This is a genomic window from Massilia timonae CCUG 45783 (assembly GCF_000315425.1).
GTDB lineage: Bacteria > Pseudomonadota > Gammaproteobacteria > Burkholderiales > Burkholderiaceae_D > Telluria > Telluria timonae.
In genome coordinates this window covers 934,191-953,485 of the sequence record NZ_JH992923.1, presented here as the reverse complement: position 1 = coordinate 953,485, position 19,295 = coordinate 934,191, and the positions used below count along the sequence as shown (strand labels likewise).

Sequence of the window (19,295 nt, the reverse complement as noted above, 5' to 3'; positions counted from 1 at the left end):
GTCAGTCGCGCGCCAGGTCGATCAGTTCGCGCACGTAGGCGTCCACCATCCGCGTCAGCGAGAATTCGTGGATCACCTTGCGCAGGCTGGCAGCGCCGAACGCGCTCCGGCAGCCGGGATCGGCCATGCGCAGGATGCGGTCGGACAGCGCGGCCACGTCGGCCTTGGGATACAGGTAACCGTTGCCCGAGTGCTCGACCTGCTCCGAGGCGCCGCCGACGTCGGCCATGATCAGGGGCTTACCCAGGGCCATCGCCTCGAGGGCCGCGATCGAGAATGTCTCGTTATGCGAAGGCACCACGATGACGTCGCACGAGCCGATGGCGAGCCGCACGTCGGCCAGCACGCCCGTGATCGCCACGTCCCCGGTCAGGCGCAGGCTGTCGATGGTGGACTCGATCGCCGGCCGCATCGGCCCATCGCCGATCATCAGGCACTTGGCGCAGGTGCCGGCCGTGCGCGCCATATGAAGCGCGCGCAGCAGGTCCTGGTGCCCCTTCTCCTGGCGCAGGATGCCGCAGACGCCGACCACGTAATCGTGACCCGCGAAGCCGTGCGCCCGGCGGAAGGCGCTGATCTGCGCCGGCCCGAAATCGTTCCTGAAGCGGCCGAGGTCCACGCCGTTGTGCACCACCTGCGAACTGCGCGCCCTGACCCGCTGGGTCTCCCAGTACGAACGCTGGTTCTTGCAGACGAAGACCAGCAGGTCGGACATCCACATCAGGGGCCGGTACAGATACATCTGCAGCCAGGCGCGCCGCGTGAACGGCTCGGTCGAATGCAGGATCTCGACCACCCGCAGGCGGCGCCGCGACAGCAGCCGCACCGCCCACGCATAAATCAGCGGATACGGGTTGGCGCAGACGACGATGTCGACCTCGCGCTGCGCCGCATAGTCCGCCAGCCGGCGCGCCGCGCCCAGGTCGAGCTTGTTGCGGGCGTTCAGGCAGAACGCCGACACCCGGCACTGCTCGTCGTCGAAGGCGCCCGGGATCTCGGCCTCGTCCTTCAGATAGACCAGCGACACCGAGAAGCGGCGCCGGTCGAGCGCCCGCGCCAGCGTCACCGCGTGGGTTTCGGCCCCGCCCACGCTGGCCGAGACGACCAGGAACATCACATGCAGCGGCCGTTCAGTTCCTTGTTCCATGGCAGACCTCCTCGAGTCCATCCAGATAGGGGCCGAGCACGTCCTGCTCGGCATAATGGCGCTCCATGTAGGAGCGGCAGCGCGCGCTGCGCGCGTGCCATTCGGCGCCGCCCGCTGCCAGCGTGGCGACCTGCGCCGCCATGTCGTCCAGCGTCGTTGCCGCATGGCCGAGTCCTTCGCGGGCGATCACGCCGTCGGGGTCGAAAAAAGCGACCGTGGGCGTGCCGTGGATCCAGGCTTGCAGGTAGGAGTTGGGAAAGCCCTCGCTGTCCGAGGTGTTGACGAACACCCGCGCCGCCGCATAGCGCTCGGCCATCCGGTGGTACGGCACGCGGCCGCTGAAGGACAGGTTGCGCAACAGCGCGGCCTGCGCCGCGATGCCGGCATACAGTTCGGCGGCGCCGGGCTGCTCGCCGCCGATCATGCAAAAGCGCAGGTGCGGCAGGCGGCGCGCCAGTTCGAGCAGCAGGTCGGGACGCTTGAACTGGCGCAGGTTGTTCACCCACAGCACGTCGATATCGCGCGCCACCGGCCCCGCCGCGGCCTGCACCAGCATGCGCGCGACCGTGCTGTCGCGCCGGTAGTTCTGCAGCATGGCGTCGCGCTGGCGCTGGGTCTGGACCAGCACCAGGTGCGCCCGCCGCAAGCCGTATTCGTACAGCTTGCGGTCGCGCCGGTACTTGATCAGGAGCGCATCCGGCTCGCAGTCGCTGTCGTGCGCGACCCGGAACACCAGCTTGCGGCCGTACTGGCGGCAGAACAGCGCCACCAGCCCCAGCTGCATGCCGGCGCAGCTCAGGTAGTACACGTCGGCGTCGGCGCGCCGCAAGGCGCGCCAGGTCTTGATCCAGCGTGGATACACGAAGCGCAGCACCGGCAGTCCGGCCGCCTGGCGGAACGCGCGATGGGTGACGATGCCCGACCAGCTGTGGCGGTCGGGCTGGCCGTAGTCGTACACCACCATGCTGACGTCGAAACCGCGCCGCACCAGTGCCCGTGCCAGCAGCGTCTGCTGGACCTGCTCGCCGCCGATCCCGTGCATATTGAATTCCTCGGCCAGCACCGGCAGGTTGTCCATGCCGACGAAACAGACTTTCATGCCCTCTCCTCCACTGCGGGCCGGCCGCGTACCGGCGCGTGCTGCGCAGCCGCAGGCTGCGCGGCCGCGCAGTGCGCACGGGCCAGGGTCCCGACGGCCGCGCCGTAGCACAGCCAGAAATACACATGCGTGAACGACGGCATGAAGCTGTCGTCGGTCAGGCCCTGGACCAGCAGCAGCAGGATGCAGGCCGCGCCGCCGCCGAAGAACCCGGCCAGCGCCGCGCCGCCGGCCTGGCGCGCCGCGCGCCGCAACAGTCGCCAGGCATGGGCGAAGAACAGCGCGGTCAGCACGCTGCCGACGATGCCGACGTCGAGCAGCGCGCCCAGGTAGGCGCTGTGCGGATGGCCCACCGGCAGGATCGTGCGCGCCTGCGCCGCCTGCGACCACAAGATGGATGCGTGGCCGGCGCCCAGGATCGGGTGATCGAGTATCTCCGGCAACAGCGGCAGCCAGATGGCGTCGATGCGGCCCGAGCTGAGCAGGTCGAGGTCGCCGCCGCCGATGCCGTGCAGCGCCCGCTGCGCCAGGGAATCGGACGACAGGGCCACGACCAGCGCCAGCGCGACCAGCACCCAGACCGGCCAGTTGCGTCCGCGCACGGTCGCCAGCGCATACAGGATGACCACCCCCAGCCCGAGAAAGGCGCCGCGCGAGAAGGTCATGAGGACGCCCGCCATCAGCACCAGGCAGGCCAGCGCCAGCGCGACGCGCGCCGTGGCGCGCCCGGTCGTCCCGAGGGCGCAGAGCGCCAGGGCCAGCGCCATGTTCAGCAGCAGGCCGAGCTCGTTCGCATGCAGGCCCAGCGCCGACAGCGAGCTGCGCGACTCCTGCTGCGCCAGGTCGGCGCCGGCGCTGGCGCCATGCAGCGCGAACAGGCAGACCAGCACAGCCAGCAGCACCGCCGACGACAGCACCGGCAGCAGCAGCCAGCGCGGGTCGCGCACGTTCGCCGCCAGCAGGCCCATGAACGCGCAGCCGGCGACGACCAGCATGGGCACGAACAGGCTCACCTTCAGGTAGCCCAGCGGCGTCGTCTCGACCACCACCTCGAGCACCCTGAAATATTCCGGGATGGCGCTTGCCGACCGGGCGCCGTTGAGGGCCGCGAACACGACCATGGCGACATAGGCCAGGAAGGCCGGCCGCCAGCGGGGATAGCGGATGCGCCAGGGATCGAGCGCATGGCCGCAAGCGACCGACACCAGGGTGAGCAGCATCACCAGGGCGACGATGCGCTGGCCGGACTGGCCGGCCACGCCTTCCGACAGGAACCAGGTCGGCACATAGGGCAGCAGGAAGGCCACCGCCACGGCCAGGACACGGAAATCGCGCATGCCGAGCAAGGCCACGACGCCGGCGCCGAGGACGGCGGCGGCGCGCACGCCGCCGAGGAACTCGCAAGCCATGCCGACCGCCAGCGCCGCACCCAGGCAGGCCAGGTACACGAGCGCCGGCCCGGCGGGCCGGGCCGCGCCGAGCGGACGCGCGGCGGACGCCGGGGTCGACGCCGCCAGAGGCGGCGACAGCGGTGGCGCGATCGGATCGTTCATCGGCTCCTCGTCGGCTCCAGCCCTCAGGGGGCGAAACAATGGGTCTTGATATCGACCACGGTCACATCGCCGTCCGACGAGATATGGTGGCTGCCCAGCGAGCGCTGCAGATAGTCGTGCCGGATGTCGGTGACCTTGCGCTCCGAATACCTGGTTTCGTCGAGTTCGATGATCTCGTACAGGGCCAGGCCTTCGCCGTACTGGTCGAAGCCCTGGCGCTGGGCGGCGCGGTAGATGCGGCCTTCGTCCACGATCAGGCCGGCATTGCGCCCCATGTCGGTATCGATGTAGAGCGGGTTCATGGGGTGCGGCGTCCACGCTCCGCCGAGCGGATCGGGCGCGTGGAACAGGCACAGCTCGGAGCAGTGGTCGTTCAGGCCCGCGCGGTCGATGCTGGTGAGCAGCCACCAGCGACCTCGGTGCTCGAAGAACATCGAGTCGGCGGCCGAGATACCGTCGATGGCGACCGAATCGAGCGACCAGCGCAGCGGGAACTCGTCGCATTTGTAGATGCGGATCTGGTTGCTCTCGGAGGTCTCGGGGCACATGTAGAGACGGCCGGCGTATTCGAACAGGAACGGAAACGACAGGTGGAACGGCTCGCGCAGCGCCACGCCGAGGCACTTGACGTCGGCCTGGGTGATCTCGAGCACCGAGATATGCGCGCGATTGGTGGCGTAGACATAGTCTTCGACGAAGCAGAAGATCCTTCCGGCATGGACCCGCAGGAAGGGATCGGCCCAGAAATGCCCGTCCGGGGCGGCCACCGGCACGCCGCGCCACAAGACGGCGTTGCGCCACCCGGAACGGGTCACCGACAGCGTCCATTTGTGACGGATGCCGAGGATGCGTCGCAGGCCGCGCATGCCGAGCCGCCCGGCCAGCTTGAACGCGTAGCGCAGCGCGTGCAGGCTGCCCGGCGACGCCAGGCAGCAGCCCGAGTAAGGGACCGGATCGCGCACGGCCGGCAGCTTGCGCGTCGCGGCCACGTCGTCCAGCAGCCTGCGCAACTGGGCATGCGCCTTGCAGAACAGGTGCGCCTGGTTGAGCAGGAAGGAATACTTGGTGCGGAACGCCCCCTCGACCAGGACCTGGCCCGCCTCCCCCGGCCGTCCCAGCCGGACGATGGCGAATCCGGTCTTGCGCGTACGGTGGTAGGTTTCCCAGAAGCCGATGGGCGCGCCGCCGGCGATCCGGTCGCGCCGGTAGTCGATGCCGATGGCGCCGAGGCGCGCCGCGCCGCCCAGGCGCTCGTCGCAGGTGGCGCCATCGCAGCACACCAGCAGGTCGAGGTCGAACCCGGCCAGCTCCGGATCCGAGATCGCCGGGAGCGCAGCGTCGGACGCCGCGGCCGATGCGGGATCGGGCGCCGCCGCAGACGGCGCCACGCTGCGCACCGGCACGCCGCGCGCGGCGGCCAGCGCGGCCACGTCGACCACGTCCAGGTGCGCGCGGTGCGCTTCATAGTGGCGCAGCAGTTGACACTCGAGGGCCATCACGCCGGCAAACAGCAGCGGTGTGCGCGGCGACGGCTGCGGCGACGGCTGCGGCGCGGTCGGTCCCCGGGCCGCGGGGCGGCGCTTGCGCCCCGCCAGGCCCGGCGGCGCGCCGTCGGTGACCAGCACCAGCGCCAGCTCGAGGTCGCCGTGTTCGGCCAGCCAGTCGCACAGGGCGGCCGTATAGGCGTCGCTCGCGCGCGTCTCGAGCAACAGGCCGACGCGCAGCGGCTTCATACGCGCCCACTGCATGGCTCGCCCCTTCCCAGCGCCGTGTAGTGGTCGATCAGGTACTTGGTATTGCGCACCTTGCCCAGGCTGGAGGCGCCGAACACGATCGACTCGATGCGCGGCTGGCCGCAGACGTACTCGATCGCTTCCTCGGCCGGGATCGCGCCGGAAGCGAACACCGACATCGCCACCGCGCGGAACTTGCGCGACGCGACCGTTTCCTCGTAGGCCGGCAGGCCGCCGCACATCCGGAAGCCGATCTTGTTGACGTTGGCGCAGACGATCGGGTTGTCGATGCCCACGGCGTCGAGCGCTTCGAGCAGCCGGGGAAGGTTCATGGTGATGAAACCCGGTTCGGCCCCGTAGCGCTCGCGCGCATGGTCGTGGAAGGTGCGCAGCGCGTCGTGGAAGCCGAGGCCCAGCGCCAGGTCGGTGACCACGTTCTGCAGGAAGACGACCGGGGTCGGGATCGCCGCGAACATCTTCATTTCGGCGTCGATGAGACGCCGGATCAGGGCGTCGACGTCGCGCCGCGCCACCGCGATGCCGCTCTTGACCGCCGCCGTCAGCGGCGACTCATCCGGCAGGAACTTGCGGACCGCCTCGATGATGCCCAGTTCGGACACGGCGTTGGCATACTTGTGCGCGTAAGGCATGCAGGGATAGATCTTCAGCTGGCGGTAGCGCGCCGGCTGCGCGCGGATGGCCTCGCAGATCGCCGCGACCCGCTCGTGGGTGGTGCACATCAGCACCTCGATGCCCTCTTCCAGGACGCCATCGAGCATCGCCAGGATGGCCTCGTTGCTCTGGAACTGCATGCTCTGGGCCCGCGCATGCTCGTCCGACATGTGGTTGATGCCGAAGAACTGGTTGTCTCCAAATAGAATACGGTCCATCAGGGGCTCCCTTTCAATGCCTTCATGATCGTCTCGGGCGAGCTCAGAATCGCGTCGCGCAGCCTTCCCCAGCGCCCCGGGACGCCGCGCGCGAGCGCCAGGTCGGCGCCGGCGCCTGCCCCGGCGCCGGCCCCGGCGCCGACCGCGCCGGCGGCGTCGCGCCGGATCATGTCGGCCACCAGGTCGGTGGCCAGGCCCGCGGCCAGGCTGCAGTGGCTGTCGACCCGGCGCTGCCGTATCGATTCGGCGAAATAATCGATCTGCGCCGAATACTCCTCGCCGCGCAGGTAGAACCACACCGGCCTGGTCAGCTCGGTGGTATAGCGGACGTTCCAGCCTGCCGCCAGGTCGGGACGGGCCGCCACCGGCGTGCGCAGGTGGATGTGCAGCTCCTGGCGGCTGGCCTCGATCTTGCCGTTGGTGCCCCACAGCACGAGCGTGGTCGACATCTTGCGGTGGCTGTCGTCGCTCCAGTTGGCGGACAGCTGCGCGGTCTTGCCGTCGGCGTAAGACAGGTTGGCATACACCTCGTCGTCGGCCGACGCGGAAAATACGCTGCTCAGGATCGAGCCCGATACGCCGGTCGGCGCGCCCACCGTGAAATTGAGCAGGTCGATGCCGTGGCAGGCGTAGTCGTACAGGCAGCCGCCGCCCTCGTTGCGGCTGCTGCGCCAGGTCGCTCCCTTCGGGCGCAGCACCACCGGGCCATAGCAGTCGACGCGCGCGTGATGCACGCGCCCGATCGCGTCGACGTCGAGCAGGCGCCGGACCTCTTCGAAAGTGCCCAGGAAGCGGTTGTGGTAACCGACCTGGGTCACCGCGCCGCGCGCGGCGGCCAGCGCCACCAGGCGCGCGCCTTCCTCGACGTCCAGGCAGAACGGCTTTTCGCAGAACACGTCGAGGCCGTGCTCGAGCGCCGCGCGCACCATCCGCGCGTGCAGCCGCGAGGGCGTGGCGACCAGCACCGCATCGAGGCGCTCGCGCTCGAGCATGCGCGCGTAGTCGCTGTAGGTGGCCACCCCGGTGTAGCGGCCGATGATGTCCAGCAGCCAGGTGGCGGGATCGCAGACGGCGACCAGCTCCAGGTCGGGATGGGCGTTGACGATGGCCTGGTGCGACAGGCCCATCTTGCCCAGGCCGGCGATGGCGATGCGGATGGGGGGCGTGTCAGGCGTGTGCATGGGTCACCTCGTGCTTGATCATGTCGTAGGCGGCGCGCCCCTTGGCGAGCAGGCCGGCGTTGGGACCGGCCCGCTCGCGCGAGGCCAGGTAATCCAGGGCGTCCTGCGCGGTGAGCGCAGGCAGGTGGGCGCAGGCGCCTTCGGCGATCAGGTAGCGGTCGACGTCGAGCAGCGCGTCCTGGTAGACCGAGATGGTGGGCACGCCCAGCACGGCCATCTCGCGCGTCATGGTGCCGCCCGCGCCGATGAACAGGTCGCAGTCGCCAGCGATGGCGTCGATGTCGATCACGCCGGACAGGGTGCGGCAAGCCTTGAACGCCGCGCCGGCATAGTGCTGGTACTGCTCGCGGGAGCGCGGCAGCACCGTGACGCTGGCCCGGTGCTGCAGCGCGCCGATGACATCGTCCAGGAAATTGCGCGGCCCCCGGTAATACTGTGCCGTCCAGGGCTCGGGGCGGACGAAGATGCGCGGCGGCGCCTGCGGATGGGGCGATCTGGGCGGCGGCGCGCGGCGCTGCGCATACTCCCACAGGTAGATCCCCTCCTTCACGCCGGGATAGCGCTCGACCTTGGCCAGGCGCGCGCCCTGGCGCCTGAGGTTCCGGGCGCTCAGAAATTCTGGCACCATGATCCGGTCGGCGCAGGCAAAGGCCGGCACGTTGCCCGCCGCATGCTCGTTGTCGTTCAGGTAGACCGAGCGGATGCCCAGCAGCCGGGCCACGACGGGCGAGTGGAAAGAGCTCTGCGATACCGCCACCTCGACCCCGCGCCGGCGCAGGAAGCGCACCAGCTGCGCGACCCGGATCGGGAAGCCGCAGGCCTTGCCGATCAGGGAGCGGCCATAGTGCACGCCCACGGTCGTATGCGGGATGCGGTGCATGCGCAGCAAGTCTTCGGTATTGGCCAGCGGCCGGCTGGTGACGATGACCTCGTGGGACCGCTGCAGGTCGCGGATCATCGTGCGGAACATATTGATGTGCGGCGAATTGGATAGATCGAACCAAATCTTCATGGATTCTCCCTGGTCGGACGCGGCCCGGTCAGCCGATTTTCTCGTCGAAGCGCTCGGGCCTTCCAGGCCGGCGCGCCTCGTGTGCCGCGAGTTTGTCGTACAGGTCTTCCAGCGTGGCGATCATCCGGGTGCTGGAGAATTCCGTCCGGACCCGCTCGCGGCCGGCGGCGCCCAGGCGCATGCGGGCGTCCGGATCGGCCAGCAGGCCGAGCACCGCGGCGGCGAGCGCCCCGGGATCGCCGGGGGCGACCAGCACGCCGTCCACCCCATCGCGCACCGCCTCCGGGATGCCGCCGACCGCCGTGGCGACGACCGGGGCGCCATGCGCCATCGCCTCCAGCAAGCTCATCGGCAAGCCCTCGGCGTGCGACGGCAGCACGAAGACGGTTGCCGTGTCGAGCAGGGCCGCGCGTTCGCGTGCGTCGACCCAGCCCGGCAGGTCGACGCTGGCCTGCAGTCCAAGGGTCGCGACGAGCGCGCGCGTCTCGTCGCGCTGCCCGTCGCCGCACAGCAGCAGCCGCGCCTGCGGCACGGACGCGACGATCGTGCGCATCGCGCGCAGCAGGTCGTGGCAGCCCTTGCCCGCCTCGAGATGGCCAAGAAAGACCAGCGTCGCCGGCGCGCGCGCGGGCGCCTGCGCCCCGTCGCGCTGCGGCAGCAGCACCGGGTTGTGCAGGACGACGACACGGCGCTGGGAGGAAACGGCGCGCACCCAGGCCTGCAGTTCGCTCGAGACGACGACGACGGCCCGCGCCCGGTCGAAGGCGAAGCGCATCAGCAGGCGGGCCAGCGGGCCGCACCCGGTGCGGTAGTACTCGGGATAGCGTCCCGCGTGCAGGTGCAGCGCGACCGGCACGCGGAACAGGTAACCCAGCAGGAAGAACACGTACTTGCGCCAGAAGCTGGCGTTGATGGCCACGTGGATGTGCAGCAGCGCGACCTCGCCCCTGGCCAGGTGGCGGAGCAGGGCCATCAGGGCCTGCGCGAACAGGTGGACCTTGGCCCGCCCCGGCCCGGTGCGATGTGTCGGAAGGTAGACGATGTCGCGCCGCGCGAGCAGCCCCGCGGCCCGGTACACCGCGATGACCGATGCGATGCCGCCGCAGCCGTCGACATGGGTTCCGAGCATCACGATTTTCTTTTCATGGTTCATGGCTGTCGCTCCAGGCGTGTGTGCGCCCTTGTTTTAAAGGAAATGGGAAGCCAGCAGGATCGCGCCGAGCAGGGTCAGGAGCACCGTCTTGGCGCGCCGCGTCTCGCGCTCCATGGCCGCATCGCGCTCGCTCGCCGCGCGCGGCGCGGCTTGCGCGGGAGCCGGAGCCTCGGTCTCTTCCCACAGCAACGGCAGCTGTTCGGGTGGGCCGGTGCGCTCGCGTTCGGACCGGGGCCGGCCGACATCTAGGATTTCCACGATCGCCTCCAGGACGAAATGCGCTGTTTGGCCTGGCGCCCCCGCCCGCGCGCCAGGGTGCGGGCATAGGTCGGCAGGCTCGCCATGACCGCGGCCGGCGAGCGGTACACGACGATGCGGTCGAAGTCGCGCTGCTGCCCGAGCAGCCTGCGCTTGTAGTCATAGCGGCCGGAGAGCAGGTGGTACTCGCGCATGCCGCGCCGGATCGACTCGCAGATGCTCATGAAGCAGCACAGCAGGCCGAGCCGGGCCTGGTCGAAGCCGGGATCGTGCGCGATCACGTGCATGTAGGCATGCCGGCCCACATGGGTACACGCCACCCCGGCGCGGATACGCCCGCCGCTTCGGGCGAACAGGACGCATCCATACGCGCCGAGCATGCTCTCCAGCATGGCCAGCGAGTCCGCGGTGTGGCTCGGGGATTGTCCCTTGCGCGACAGGCGCAGGCAGTTGAGCCCGACCAGGGCGGCCAGATCGGCGTGCTCGATGGTGTCGGGGCCATGGAAGGTAAACGCCAGGTCCGGCGCCTGCTGCGCGACCATCCGCTGGGCGCGCCGGATCGCCGCGCGGGTATTCGGCCCGAGGCTGGCAAGATAGGCGTCGGGCGTGCCCTGCAGCGAGATCACCAGGTCTTCGGTGGCGCCATAGCGCTGGCACGGAAACGGCATGGGCGAGGGTTGCGCCTGCACCGCCGGGAAATGAATCAGGCGGACGCCCTCGTGCCGCGCGAGCAGGCAGCGCACCATCTGTTCGAGCTGTCCGCCCTCGATGGCGAACAGCTCGTTCAAGACCGTGATCGCGCCCCCTTCGCGGCGGTACAGCACGGCCGTGACCGGAGCGCCGTCGCGCAGCGCGACATAGCACGCCACCTCGGCGTCGGCCGGGAACGCCGCGCAGCGCGCCTCCGTGCAGAACACGTTCTCGTGGCACTTCTCGAGCAGCGCGCGCAGGGACGGCGGAAAGGGCCGTCTGACGATCAGCGTTTCTTGCCGCGCCGCGCCACTTGTCAGGTCGAGTCGATCGTCGAGTCGATCATTCATTGTTCCACCATGTGGTTTTGAAACGAAGCCGGGCCACAGCGCGCCCGTCCTCATGCCCCGCGGGCCGTCAGGCATCCGTGTCGCCCCCATCGCGCTGGAAGCCCGGCTTGCCGACTCGCCCCGCCGACATGAAGCGCAGGTGCCGCAGGCCCTTTCTGGCGTGGCGCAGCGCGGCGAGCGTATGGCCGAGGAGCCGGCTGCCCGCGCCGTCGCGCGCCCGCACCTCGCCCACGCGAAGCCGGAGCTGATGCAACCGGGAACGCGCTGCGTTGCGCAACAAGGTGCGACAACAGACGAGCGCCGCAGCCCGGGAGCGGTAGATCGTCACGCTGCGCAGCGTCTTGGGCCGCGCCAGGAAATGGGACTTCCAGCCGTCATGGCCCCCCATCATCCATAGTTCGCGGCCGCCGGTGGCGATGGCGTGGAAGATGGTATGCAGGTTGACCTGGCGGCCCAGCCGGTAGGCATCGAAACGAGGGTCGTGGCCGACCAGGTGCAGGAAGTGGCGCGTCCCGACCCTGAAATAGAGGGTGGCCGCCACGATTCTTTCTTCGATCAGCATGATGCCAAGGTAGCCGTAGCTGCGCGCCAGCTTTAGCATGCGGTCGATCTCGGTATTCACGACATACGGTTCGGCATGGCGCGCATCCATCCGCTGGTCGGTCAGGTGGACCAGTTCGCGCACATGGCGCGGGGTGATCTGCTGCGTGGACAGCACCTCGAAACGGCAGGATGGAAACTGCGCTGCGCACTTGCGCATGCTGCGCCGCATCAGCTCCCTGGTACTCTTGCCCAACTGCTGCATATAGGCGTCCGCGCTGGGCGGAAGATCGACCACGTTTTCCTGTAGCTGGGGCAGGACCTGGACGGGGTAGGCGAAGGTGGACGCATCGATGAACGTGTCGAGCGCGTAGGCCTCGATGCGCCGCGCCGCCGGATAGCGGGAAAACACGTTGACGGCGAAATAAGCGAGGTCGCCCTCGCTCAGGGCGACCTGCTGGTTGACGATGTGGACCGTGTCGCGATCGATCCGGAACAGAATCAGCAGGACGATGTCATGCTCGTCGGCGGCGACGAAGGTGTGGATGGCGTCAAGCCGCTCGTAAATGCCGATCCGGGTCAGGGTGCAATAGATATTTGCGTAGAGGCGCTCGAGGGCCGCGTCCGCGAAGTCTGGAATGGCGTTCTCGTAGAAGCGACTGGAAACAATGTGTTTGTCTGCATGGGATGCAAAGGGCGGATTACCTTCTTGCCAGAAACTAGCTGGAATCGCATGAGCGGTGGTGTTTTTATTGCCCATGTTATGACCACGCCTCCGCATGAATTGAATTGACATTCAAATTCTATTTTTTTGCGATCAGTCTGGCGTGATCAATATCAAACCATGCATGAGCAATAAATATTTATCACTGTCGAGCATGGTTTTACCTTGCCTCATTAAATTCATTTCGACAAGATCGGCGAATCGCCCCGCCCCGCCGATTCAAATAACAAGGCGAAGTGGTATTTTTCACGGGATATCTTGATAAAAGCTATAAGCCATGCGCAGATTTCTTTTAATATTTTTTATATTAATTCGGCATTAGCATATTCGACGCCAGATATTATAATTGGCAAAGTTATCAGTATCATGATGCGGCCGAAGCGCCGTTTGGCGCCGCGCTCACGCGACGCCTGCACCGCCCATAAAAAAAGCCGCCGCATTCTCATGCGGCGGCTCGTGCTCTTGCGAAGCGCTTATGGCGCGATGGCAGGCGCCAGAGGCTGGCGCGGGGTGCCGCCGCCACCGATGCTGGTCGGGCTGTTGTTGTCGACCACGCTCAGTGCGCGCATGAGGCGCTGGATGTCACGCACCCAGGCGGTATTGCCCTGGACCTTCTGGTTCATGTCGAAGCCCCAGTCGCGCCGGAACTCGGCGCGTTTCGAGCCGTCCGGACCGTCTTCGGCGCTGATGTCGAAACCAGGCGCATAGGTGTCGTCGACGATGTAGGCGCCATAGTTCTGCAACGTCCAGGCCAGCTGCTTGGCCGGCGTGGTTTCCAGGCCCAGCGAGGTGATCGAGGTGCTGCCCGGGATCGCCAGCAAGGCGCCCATCTTCATGGCGGTGTTGCTGTTGCCGGTTGCGCTGCCGTACCAGCCGACCGCATAGCTGTCGGAGGTCGTTGCCGGCCAACGCGAGCAGGCGCTGCGCGTCGTGCACCTGAACAGCGCTTCCTTGGCGTACACATTGACCTTCAGCGCATGGCGCGGACCGGTCGTGGTGCCCGGACGCAGCTCACCGAGGCGGATGCTGCCGCCGATCGCGGACAGGCCCGAGCCGCCGTGCGCGCCGGTAATGCCTGAACCATACAGGTCGACATTGGAGAACTTGGCGAAGGACGTGGCCGGGCCTCCGGCGGTGCAGCGCGCCACCGGCTGGGTTTGCACCAGTGTGCGGCCATCCCTCATCAGGAACACGGCCGAGCTGTTCTTGTTGGTATTAGGAATGATGTAATTGCTGGGCATCGGCACCTGGTACATCAGGCCGCCCGTGGCGCTGCAACGATTCCTGCCAGTCCAGGCGGCGCTGCTGTAGTTGATATTGACCAGCGGCGCGGTTGGCTTGAGGATGATTTTCTCGTCGTCGATACCGGGCATTTGTGCCCAAATATTATTGCCCGGACGCGAATTCAGGTTGGCGCGCACGAACCGTGCATTGCTGCCGATCGGCATATTCCAGATGCTGTTGCTGGCAAACGGTTGCTTGAGGGGATCGCGCGCACCCGCGGCGGCGACCACGGTTGCCAGCGACTTGTTTCCGCTGGGGGCATCGGTCGTGGCCGCGGGGGCGACGTCGGTGGATTGGCCATCCGGCGTGGCGTCGGTGGCGGGCGCATCGGCTGCGGTAGTGGCAGCGCTGTCGGGCGCGTAATCGGCGGGACGAACTGGCGTTTCTACTTCTGCCAGAGAAACACTGGCCGGGTCGAGCGAGGCAGGATCCCCGCCACCACCACATGCGGCGAGTACGGCAAACGCAGGGGCAAGCACCATGAGTTTGGCTTTCGGTTGGAGTCGAGTGGAATTGTTCACAGAATCTTTCCTTACACAAATGATGAATGAGGTCGTTTGAGGATTCCAAAGACCAAGGAGTTCCATCACATAAGGAAAATATTTTCTGTTGGCTATTTCATCAACTCAAATAAACAAAGATTTTTCCCCTCTAGAAATTGAACCGGGGGTAAAAAATGCGGAACCGGCATTCATCGATGCACTCGGGGAAACAGAGTTTCTATTCGACATGCTGCCACTAATACAGCATACAGAGACTTATTCACAGCCGTATCCGTCGATAAGCGATAGCGAGATATCGAACAACTAGTTGAACGATGCCTCGTCGATCGTGGATGACATGCAGCGATGCACGCCATTACGCGGCTGAATGGGATGAGCTGATTGAATTTCGCTGATTGCGACACGTGTTCGATAACACGCGTCGTACCGTCGCGCTGCCACGATTGCGCAGGCATGGCGCGGCTGGTCGGGCGCTGGAATGCCGAGGCCGGCATAGCCTCGGCGCGCGACCGCGAACCTGTCGGCGATCGCGCGACGGCCGAAGACGATGGTGGGCGGTCTCGTCTTACGCGGTCGGGAGCCCGGCGCGCAGGGATTCCGGCAAGGGCGCCGACTTGCCGAGCTTGAAGTCGACCCACACCACCTTGGCCACGCCGTCGGCATGCAGGTCGCCCGGTTCGCCGTCCGCCCCGATCAGGCGGATTTCGTGCGACACCTCGACGCTCGAGCGTCCCGGCGGCGCCACGAAGGTGCGCACCTCGATATCGCCGGGATAGGTCAATTGCTTGAGAAAATTCATCGAGGCATTGACGATCACCGGTCCTTCGTCGCGCGAATCCGGTAGGCCGCCCACCTGTTCCAGCCAGGCGATGCGGGCCGACTCGATATAGCGGAAATAATTCGTGTTGTTGACATGCCCCATGGCGTCCATATCGCCCCAGCGAATCGGCATGCGCATGGTGTGAACCAACTTCTTGCTACTCATTCCCTGTCTCTGCTTCCCAAAAAATTATTGCGCCGTCATCCCGTCATCGGCCGTGATGATGGCGCCATTGATGAAATGGGCTTCTTCCGCCGCCAGCAGCAGCAGCAGCCCGTCGAGGTCTTCCGGCTTTCCCGGCCGCTTGCGCGGCAACATCTCGATCAGCTTGCGGCCCGGCTCGGTGTCGAAATAATCCTCGTTCGAATCGGTGGCGATGTAGCCGGGACAGATCGCGTTCACGTTGATCCCGTATTTGCCCCACTCCACCGCCATCGCCTTGGTCATCTGCACCACGCCGGCCTTGCTCATGCAATACACGCCGATGCGCGGCAACACCCGCAGGCCCGCGACCGAGGCGATGTTGACGATGCGGTGCTGCTTGCGCGGGTCGCCCTTGGCGCGCGCGATCATGCGCTTGGCCGTCTGCTGGGCCATGAAGAAGGCCCCGCGCAGATTGGTGTCCATGATATAGCCATAGTCGTCTTCGCCGACATCGAGCAGACGCTGGGTCGACGAGACGCCGGAGTTGTTGACCAGGATATCGATCGGGCCGGCCTCGGTCTCGGCGTGCGCGATCGCCGCCTTGATGCTGCCCAGGTCGGTCACGTCGAGGCGCACCACGTGCGCCGCCCCGCCGTCGGCCTCGATCTCGGCGCGCAATTCCTTCAGGCGCTCGACCCGGCGCGAGGCCAGGACGACCTGGGCCCCGGCCCCGGCCAGCGCCTTCGCGAAGCGCGCGCCGAGTCCGCTCGACGCGCCGGTGACCAATGCAATCTTTCCTTCGAAATTGACTTCAATTCCCACGTCCCGCTCCCCAATGCTGTCGTGCCGGCCAAGAACCCTTCTGTCAGGTTCTGATTGCGAAAGCATAATGATCCCACAAATGTCCAGTATTAGATTGCCTCATCTAATATTGCCTTTACAATGGCGCCCAAGTTGCATTCGACAACAAAAACCCGCACACTCGTGCTATTTTCAAGATTGCCTCACTGAGAGCACACCAACAACCATGACAGAGACAACCAACCTCCTCGAACAATACGGACCGCGCGAAGCCATGGAATACGACGTCGTGATCGTCGGCGGCGGCCCCGCCGGCCTGGCGGCGGCGATCCGGCTCAAGCAGCTGGCTGCAGAAAAAGGCCAGGAAGTATCGGTCTGCGTCTTGGAAAAAGGCGGCGAGCTGGGCGCCCACATCCTGTCGGGCGCGGTGATGGATCCGCGTGCGCTGAACGAACTGATTCCTGACTGGAAGGAAAAAGGCGCGCCGCTGAATACGCCGGTCACGGAAGACCGTGTCATGTTCCTGACCGAAACCAAGTCGTTCTCGACGCCCGTGTTCGCCATTCCGCCGGCGCTGAAAAACCACGGCAACTACATCGTCTCGCTCGCCAACGTCGTGCGCTGGCTGGGCCAGCAGGCCGAGAGCCTGGGCGTGGAAATCTTCCCCGGCTTCCCGGCGGCCGAGATCCTGTACCACGAGGACGGCTCGGTCAAGGGCGTGGCCACCGGCAATATGGGCGTCAACCGCGAGGGCGAGCCGGGCGGAGACTTCCAGCTCGGCATGGAACTGCACGCCAAATACACCTTCTTCGCCGAGGGTTCGCGCGGCCACCTCGGCCGCCAGCTGATGGCGAAGTATGACCTGAACAAGGGCAAGGACCCGCAAACCTATGGCATCGGCATCAAGGAGCTGTGGGAAATCGACCCGGCCAAGCACCAGCCGGGCCTGGTGATCCACACGGCCGGCTGGCCGCTGCCGAACGACACCTATGGCGGCTCTTTCCTGTACCACCTGGAAAACAACCTGGTCGCGGTCGGCTATGTGGTGGGGCTGGGTTACCAGAACCCCTACCTGTCGCCGTACGAGGAATTCCAGCGCTATAAAACCCACCCGGACATCCGCGGCTTCTTCGAAGGCGGCAAGCGCATCTCGTATGGCGCGCGCGCCATCACCGCCGGGGGTCTGCAATCGTTGCCGAAGACCGTGTTCCCGGGCGGTGCGCTCATCGGCTGCGACGCCGGCTTCCTGAACACCAGCCGCATCAAGGGCAGCCACGCCGCGCTCAAGACCGGCATGCTGGCGGCCGAAGCCGCCTTCGCGGCGCTGGGCGAAGGCCGCTCGAGCGACGAGCTGAGCGCCTTCCCGGCCGCCTTCGAACAATCGTGGCTGCACGAAGAGCTGCACATCGCGCGCAACTTCAAGCCATGGATGAGCAAGGGCCTGGTCCTGGGCACGATCATGACCGGCATCGACCAGATCGTGTTCCGCGGCAAGGCGCCATGGACCCTGCACCACCGGCACGCCGACCACGAATGCCTGAAGCCGGCTTCGCACTACAAGCCGATCGCCTATCCGAAGCCGGATGGCAAGCTGACCTTCGACAAGCTGTCGTCGGTGTTCATCTCGAACACCAACCACCGAGAGGACGAGCCGATCCACCTGACGCTCAAGAATCCGAGCGTGCCGGTCGACGTCAACCTGGCCAGGTATGCCGGCCCGGAACAGCGTTACTGTCCGGCCGGGGTGTACGAGTTCGTCAAGCGCGAGGATGGCGGCGACCGCCTGCAGATCAATGCCCAGAACTGCGTGCACTGCAAGACCTGCGACATCAAGGATCCGACCCAGAACATCGTCTGGGTCACGCCCGAGGGTGGCGGCGGCCCCAACTATCCAAACATGTAAGGAGCGCCCATGGCGACCATCACGCTGCACCACCGATTGCATGCCGTGAAGGTCGCCTGCCTGCTGGCCGCGGCTTTCACTTGCGCGTCCAGCCTGGCCCAGGACGGCGCTGCGCCGGACTCCGCTGCGCAAGGTCCATTCCACACCGCCGTCCTGCTCAGCCACGAGATGGCGGTCGAGCCGAACATCACCTACCTGCGCGCGAGCGGGCAGGAACTCAAGCTCGATGTCTATCGTCCCTGGCGCGACAGCACTGCCCGCCTGCCGGTGGTGCTGAACTTCCATGGCGGCGGCTGGGTGGCAGGGAACCGCGAAAGCCGCGCGCTGGCCGCCCTGCCCTATCTGCAGATGGGCTTTGCCGTCGTCAACGTCCAGTACCGCCTGGCCAATGTGGCGCTGGCCCCGGCCGCCGTCGAAGACACGCTGTGCGCGCTGCAATGGGTGGGCCGCAATGCCGAGCGTTACCGCTTCGACCTGGAGCGGGTGGTCACCACCGGCGATTCGGCCGGCGGCCACCTGGCGCTGGCCACGGCCATGATCCCCGCCGACTCGCCCTTCGCGAATCAGTGCGCCTTCACCGAAGGGAGCTGGAGCGGGCCATACAAGAACGCCGCGCCGAAGGTCAAGGCCGTCGTCAACTGGTACGGCATCACCGACGTGGCCGACATGCTGCAAGGCCCCAACATCCGCTCGTATGCGGTGGGCTGGTTCGGCAGCCTGCCTGGGCGCGCCGCGCTGGCCAGGGAATTGTCGCCGCTGAGCCATGTGCGCCGCGGCGGACCGGCCGTGTTCACGATCCACGGCGACGCCGACAAGCTGGTGCCGTATGCCCACGGCGTGCGCCTGAAAAGCGCGCTCGACAAGGCGGGTGTGAGCAATGTGCTGCATACGGTCGAGGGCGGCGGCCATGGCGGTTTCAGCCTCGAGCAGCAGGTCGCCATCTTCGGCGAGATCCAGGCCTTCCTGCGCCGGCAGGAAATCATCCCGGCGGCGCATTGACTCCCCTGCTCACTGCTGACTTTGTCTGACAAATCCTACGAAGCCTCCATCAATCCTCTGATTGGCGGAGACGTCCATCGGCGTAGCATGGGTCTTCCAGACACCAGTGCCAGGAGTCGTATATGGGTGAAAACAAAGGACATAGCGATAAAGCGCCGAGCTACCCAGAGCTGGACGAGATGGGATCGGCGGCAAGCCGCGCCGGCCAGAGTGCCGGTAATCGACAGAGTGCCGGGAACCAGCAAGATGCCGGCCTGCAGCAAGACAGCACTATCCAGCAACAAGGCAGTCAGCAGCAAGCCGGCGGCAACCAGCAAAGCGCCGGTGGACAACGGCAGAGCCAGCAGAAAGGCGGCCAGCATGCCTCGGGCGGAACCCCGGCACTGGACGACCTGAACGCCGACCTCGACAGTCGTCACCGTGGGTCGCTGGGCAACGCGTCCCGGCAAATGGACCAGACGAGCGGCTGGGACGGCAAGCAGGACAACAACCGTTGACGTGGCATCGACCA

17 protein-coding genes are annotated in these 19,295 nt (G+C 66.6%); 3 read left to right on the top strand and 14 right to left on the bottom strand.

Translation table 11 applies throughout. From position 1 onward, the window contains the following. Position 1: 1 nt before the first annotated feature. The 14 genes from HMPREF9710_RS14140 to HMPREF9710_RS14075 all read right to left on the bottom strand — a co-directional run bounded on the left by HMPREF9710_RS14140 (position 2) and on the right by HMPREF9710_RS14075 (position 15,903). Positions 2–1,147, bottom strand: a complete 1,146-nt coding sequence (locus HMPREF9710_RS14140; protein WP_005667368.1) for a glycosyltransferase — start codon at positions 1,145–1,147, stop codon at positions 2–4. Continuing rightward, a complete protein-coding gene (locus HMPREF9710_RS14135; protein ID WP_005667366.1) occupies positions 1,131–2,246 on the bottom strand; it encodes a glycosyltransferase family 4 protein in 1,116 nt (371 codons plus the stop codon). The genes HMPREF9710_RS14140 and HMPREF9710_RS14135 overlap by 17 nt, the downstream gene beginning before the upstream one ends. Beyond that, entirely contained in the window at positions 2,243–3,799 is a 1,557-nt protein-coding gene (locus HMPREF9710_RS14130) for an O-antigen ligase family protein (RefSeq protein WP_005667364.1), read from the bottom strand. Before HMPREF9710_RS14130 ends, HMPREF9710_RS14135 begins: the two co-directional genes overlap by 4 nt. 23 nt (positions 3,800–3,822) lie before the next feature. Then, entirely contained in the window at positions 3,823–5,547 is a 1,725-nt protein-coding gene (locus tag HMPREF9710_RS28250) for a glucosamine inositolphosphorylceramide transferase family protein (RefSeq protein WP_005667362.1), read from the bottom strand. After that, positions 5,529–6,422, bottom strand: coding sequence for a hypothetical protein (locus HMPREF9710_RS14120; RefSeq protein ID WP_005667360.1), 894 nt, complete (start codon positions 6,420–6,422; stop codon positions 5,529–5,531). Before HMPREF9710_RS14120 ends, HMPREF9710_RS28250 begins: the two co-directional genes overlap by 19 nt. Then, positions 6,422–7,603 (bottom strand): Gfo/Idh/MocA family protein, encoded by a 1,182-nt coding sequence (locus HMPREF9710_RS14115; protein WP_005667359.1) that lies wholly within the window; start codon positions 7,601–7,603, stop codon positions 6,422–6,424. The genes HMPREF9710_RS14120 and HMPREF9710_RS14115 overlap by 1 nt, the downstream gene beginning before the upstream one ends. After that, complete coding sequence (locus HMPREF9710_RS14110; RefSeq protein ID WP_005667357.1) at positions 7,590–8,615, bottom strand: DUF354 domain-containing protein; 1,026 nt, start codon at positions 8,613–8,615, stop codon at positions 7,590–7,592. Before HMPREF9710_RS14110 ends, HMPREF9710_RS14115 begins: the two co-directional genes overlap by 14 nt. 28 nt (positions 8,616–8,643) lie before the next feature. Further along, entirely contained in the window at positions 8,644–9,744 is a 1,101-nt protein-coding gene (locus tag HMPREF9710_RS14105; RefSeq protein WP_169331327.1) for a glycosyltransferase family 4 protein, read from the bottom strand. 57 nt (positions 9,745–9,801) lie between these two features. Further along, on the bottom strand, positions 9,802–10,026 hold the full coding sequence (locus tag HMPREF9710_RS14100) for a hypothetical protein (RefSeq protein WP_005667353.1): 225 nt from the start codon (positions 10,024–10,026) through the stop codon (positions 9,802–9,804). After that, positions 10,014–11,066 carry a GNAT family N-acetyltransferase gene (locus HMPREF9710_RS14095; protein WP_005667352.1) on the bottom strand — a complete coding sequence of 351 codons (1,053 nt, stop codon included), beginning with the start codon at positions 11,064–11,066 and terminating at the stop codon, positions 10,014–10,016. Before HMPREF9710_RS14095 ends, HMPREF9710_RS14100 begins: the two co-directional genes overlap by 13 nt. Before the next feature lie 67 nt (positions 11,067–11,133). Then, a complete protein-coding gene (locus HMPREF9710_RS14090) occupies positions 11,134–12,366 on the bottom strand; it encodes a GNAT family N-acetyltransferase (RefSeq protein WP_005667350.1) in 1,233 nt (410 codons plus the stop codon). Between the two features lie 437 nt (positions 12,367–12,803). Beyond that, the gene (locus HMPREF9710_RS14085; protein WP_005667349.1) at positions 12,804–14,096 is read right to left on the bottom strand and encodes a hypothetical protein; all 1,293 of its coding nucleotides are present in this window, start codon (positions 14,094–14,096) and stop codon (positions 12,804–12,806) included. A gap of 586 nt (positions 14,097–14,682) precedes the next feature. After that, positions 14,683–15,102, bottom strand: coding sequence for an acyl-CoA thioesterase (locus tag HMPREF9710_RS14080; RefSeq protein ID WP_005667348.1), 420 nt, complete (start codon positions 15,100–15,102; stop codon positions 14,683–14,685). Positions 15,103–15,126: 24 nt separating this feature from the next. Next, on the bottom strand, positions 15,127–15,903 hold the full coding sequence (locus HMPREF9710_RS14075) for an SDR family oxidoreductase (RefSeq protein ID WP_005667346.1): 777 nt from the start codon (positions 15,901–15,903) through the stop codon (positions 15,127–15,129). Positions 15,904–16,108: 205 nt separating this feature from the next. Between HMPREF9710_RS14075 and HMPREF9710_RS14070 the strand changes: the two genes are divergently transcribed. From HMPREF9710_RS14070 to HMPREF9710_RS14060, 3 genes are all read left to right on the top strand, one after another. Continuing rightward, on the top strand, positions 16,109–17,785 hold the full coding sequence (locus HMPREF9710_RS14070; protein WP_005667345.1) for an electron transfer flavoprotein-ubiquinone oxidoreductase: 1,677 nt from the start codon (positions 16,109–16,111) through the stop codon (positions 17,783–17,785). Between the two features lie 9 nt (positions 17,786–17,794). Continuing rightward, entirely contained in the window at positions 17,795–18,784 is a 990-nt protein-coding gene (locus HMPREF9710_RS14065; protein WP_005667343.1) for an alpha/beta hydrolase, read from the top strand. Positions 18,785–18,906: 122 nt separating this feature from the next. Further along, positions 18,907–19,281, top strand: coding sequence for a hypothetical protein (locus tag HMPREF9710_RS14060; RefSeq protein WP_005667342.1), 375 nt, complete (start codon positions 18,907–18,909; stop codon positions 19,279–19,281). The last annotated feature ends 14 nt before the right edge of the window (positions 19,282–19,295 follow it).

Bases quoted from the DNA above. Each gene is read 5' to 3' on its own strand.
- HMPREF9710_RS14060 (WP_005667342.1), top strand. From the start codon at position 18,907: ATGGGTGAAAACAAAGGACATAGCGATAAAGCGCCGAGCTACCCAGAG.
- HMPREF9710_RS14140 (WP_005667368.1), bottom strand. From the start codon at position 1,147: ATGGAACAAGGAACTGAACGGCCGCTGCATGTGATGTTCCTGGTCGTC.
- HMPREF9710_RS14130 (WP_005667364.1), bottom strand. From the start codon at position 3,799: ATGAACGATCCGATCGCGCCACCGCTGTCGCCGCCTCTGGCGGCGTCG.
- HMPREF9710_RS14110 (WP_005667357.1), bottom strand. From the start codon at position 8,615: ATGAAGATTTGGTTCGATCTATCCAATTCGCCGCACATCAATATGTTC.
- HMPREF9710_RS14115 (WP_005667359.1), bottom strand. From the start codon at position 7,603: ATGCACACGCCTGACACGCCCCCCATCCGCATCGCCATCGCCGGCCTG.
- HMPREF9710_RS14080 (WP_005667348.1), bottom strand. From the start codon at position 15,102: ATGAGTAGCAAGAAGTTGGTTCACACCATGCGCATGCCGATTCGCTGG.
- HMPREF9710_RS28250 (WP_005667362.1), bottom strand. From the start codon at position 5,547: ATGCAGTGGGCGCGTATGAAGCCGCTGCGCGTCGGCCTGTTGCTCGAG.
- HMPREF9710_RS14135 (WP_005667366.1), bottom strand. From the start codon at position 2,246: ATGAAAGTCTGTTTCGTCGGCATGGACAACCTGCCGGTGCTGGCCGAG.
- HMPREF9710_RS14095 (WP_005667352.1), bottom strand. From the start codon at position 11,066: ATGAATGATCGACTCGACGATCGACTCGACCTGACAAGTGGCGCGGCG.
- HMPREF9710_RS14120 (WP_005667360.1), bottom strand. From the start codon at position 6,422: ATGGACCGTATTCTATTTGGAGACAACCAGTTCTTCGGCATCAACCAC.
- HMPREF9710_RS14105 (WP_169331327.1), bottom strand. From the start codon at position 9,744: ATGCTCGGAACCCATGTCGACGGCTGCGGCGGCATCGCATCGGTCATC.
- HMPREF9710_RS14085 (WP_005667349.1), bottom strand. From the start codon at position 14,096: ATGGTGCTTGCCCCTGCGTTTGCCGTACTCGCCGCATGTGGTGGTGGC.
- HMPREF9710_RS14065 (WP_005667343.1), top strand. From the start codon at position 17,795: ATGGCGACCATCACGCTGCACCACCGATTGCATGCCGTGAAGGTCGCC.
- HMPREF9710_RS14070 (WP_005667345.1), top strand. From the start codon at position 16,109: ATGACAGAGACAACCAACCTCCTCGAACAATACGGACCGCGCGAAGCC.
- HMPREF9710_RS14090 (WP_005667350.1), bottom strand. From the start codon at position 12,366: ATGGGCAATAAAAACACCACCGCTCATGCGATTCCAGCTAGTTTCTGG.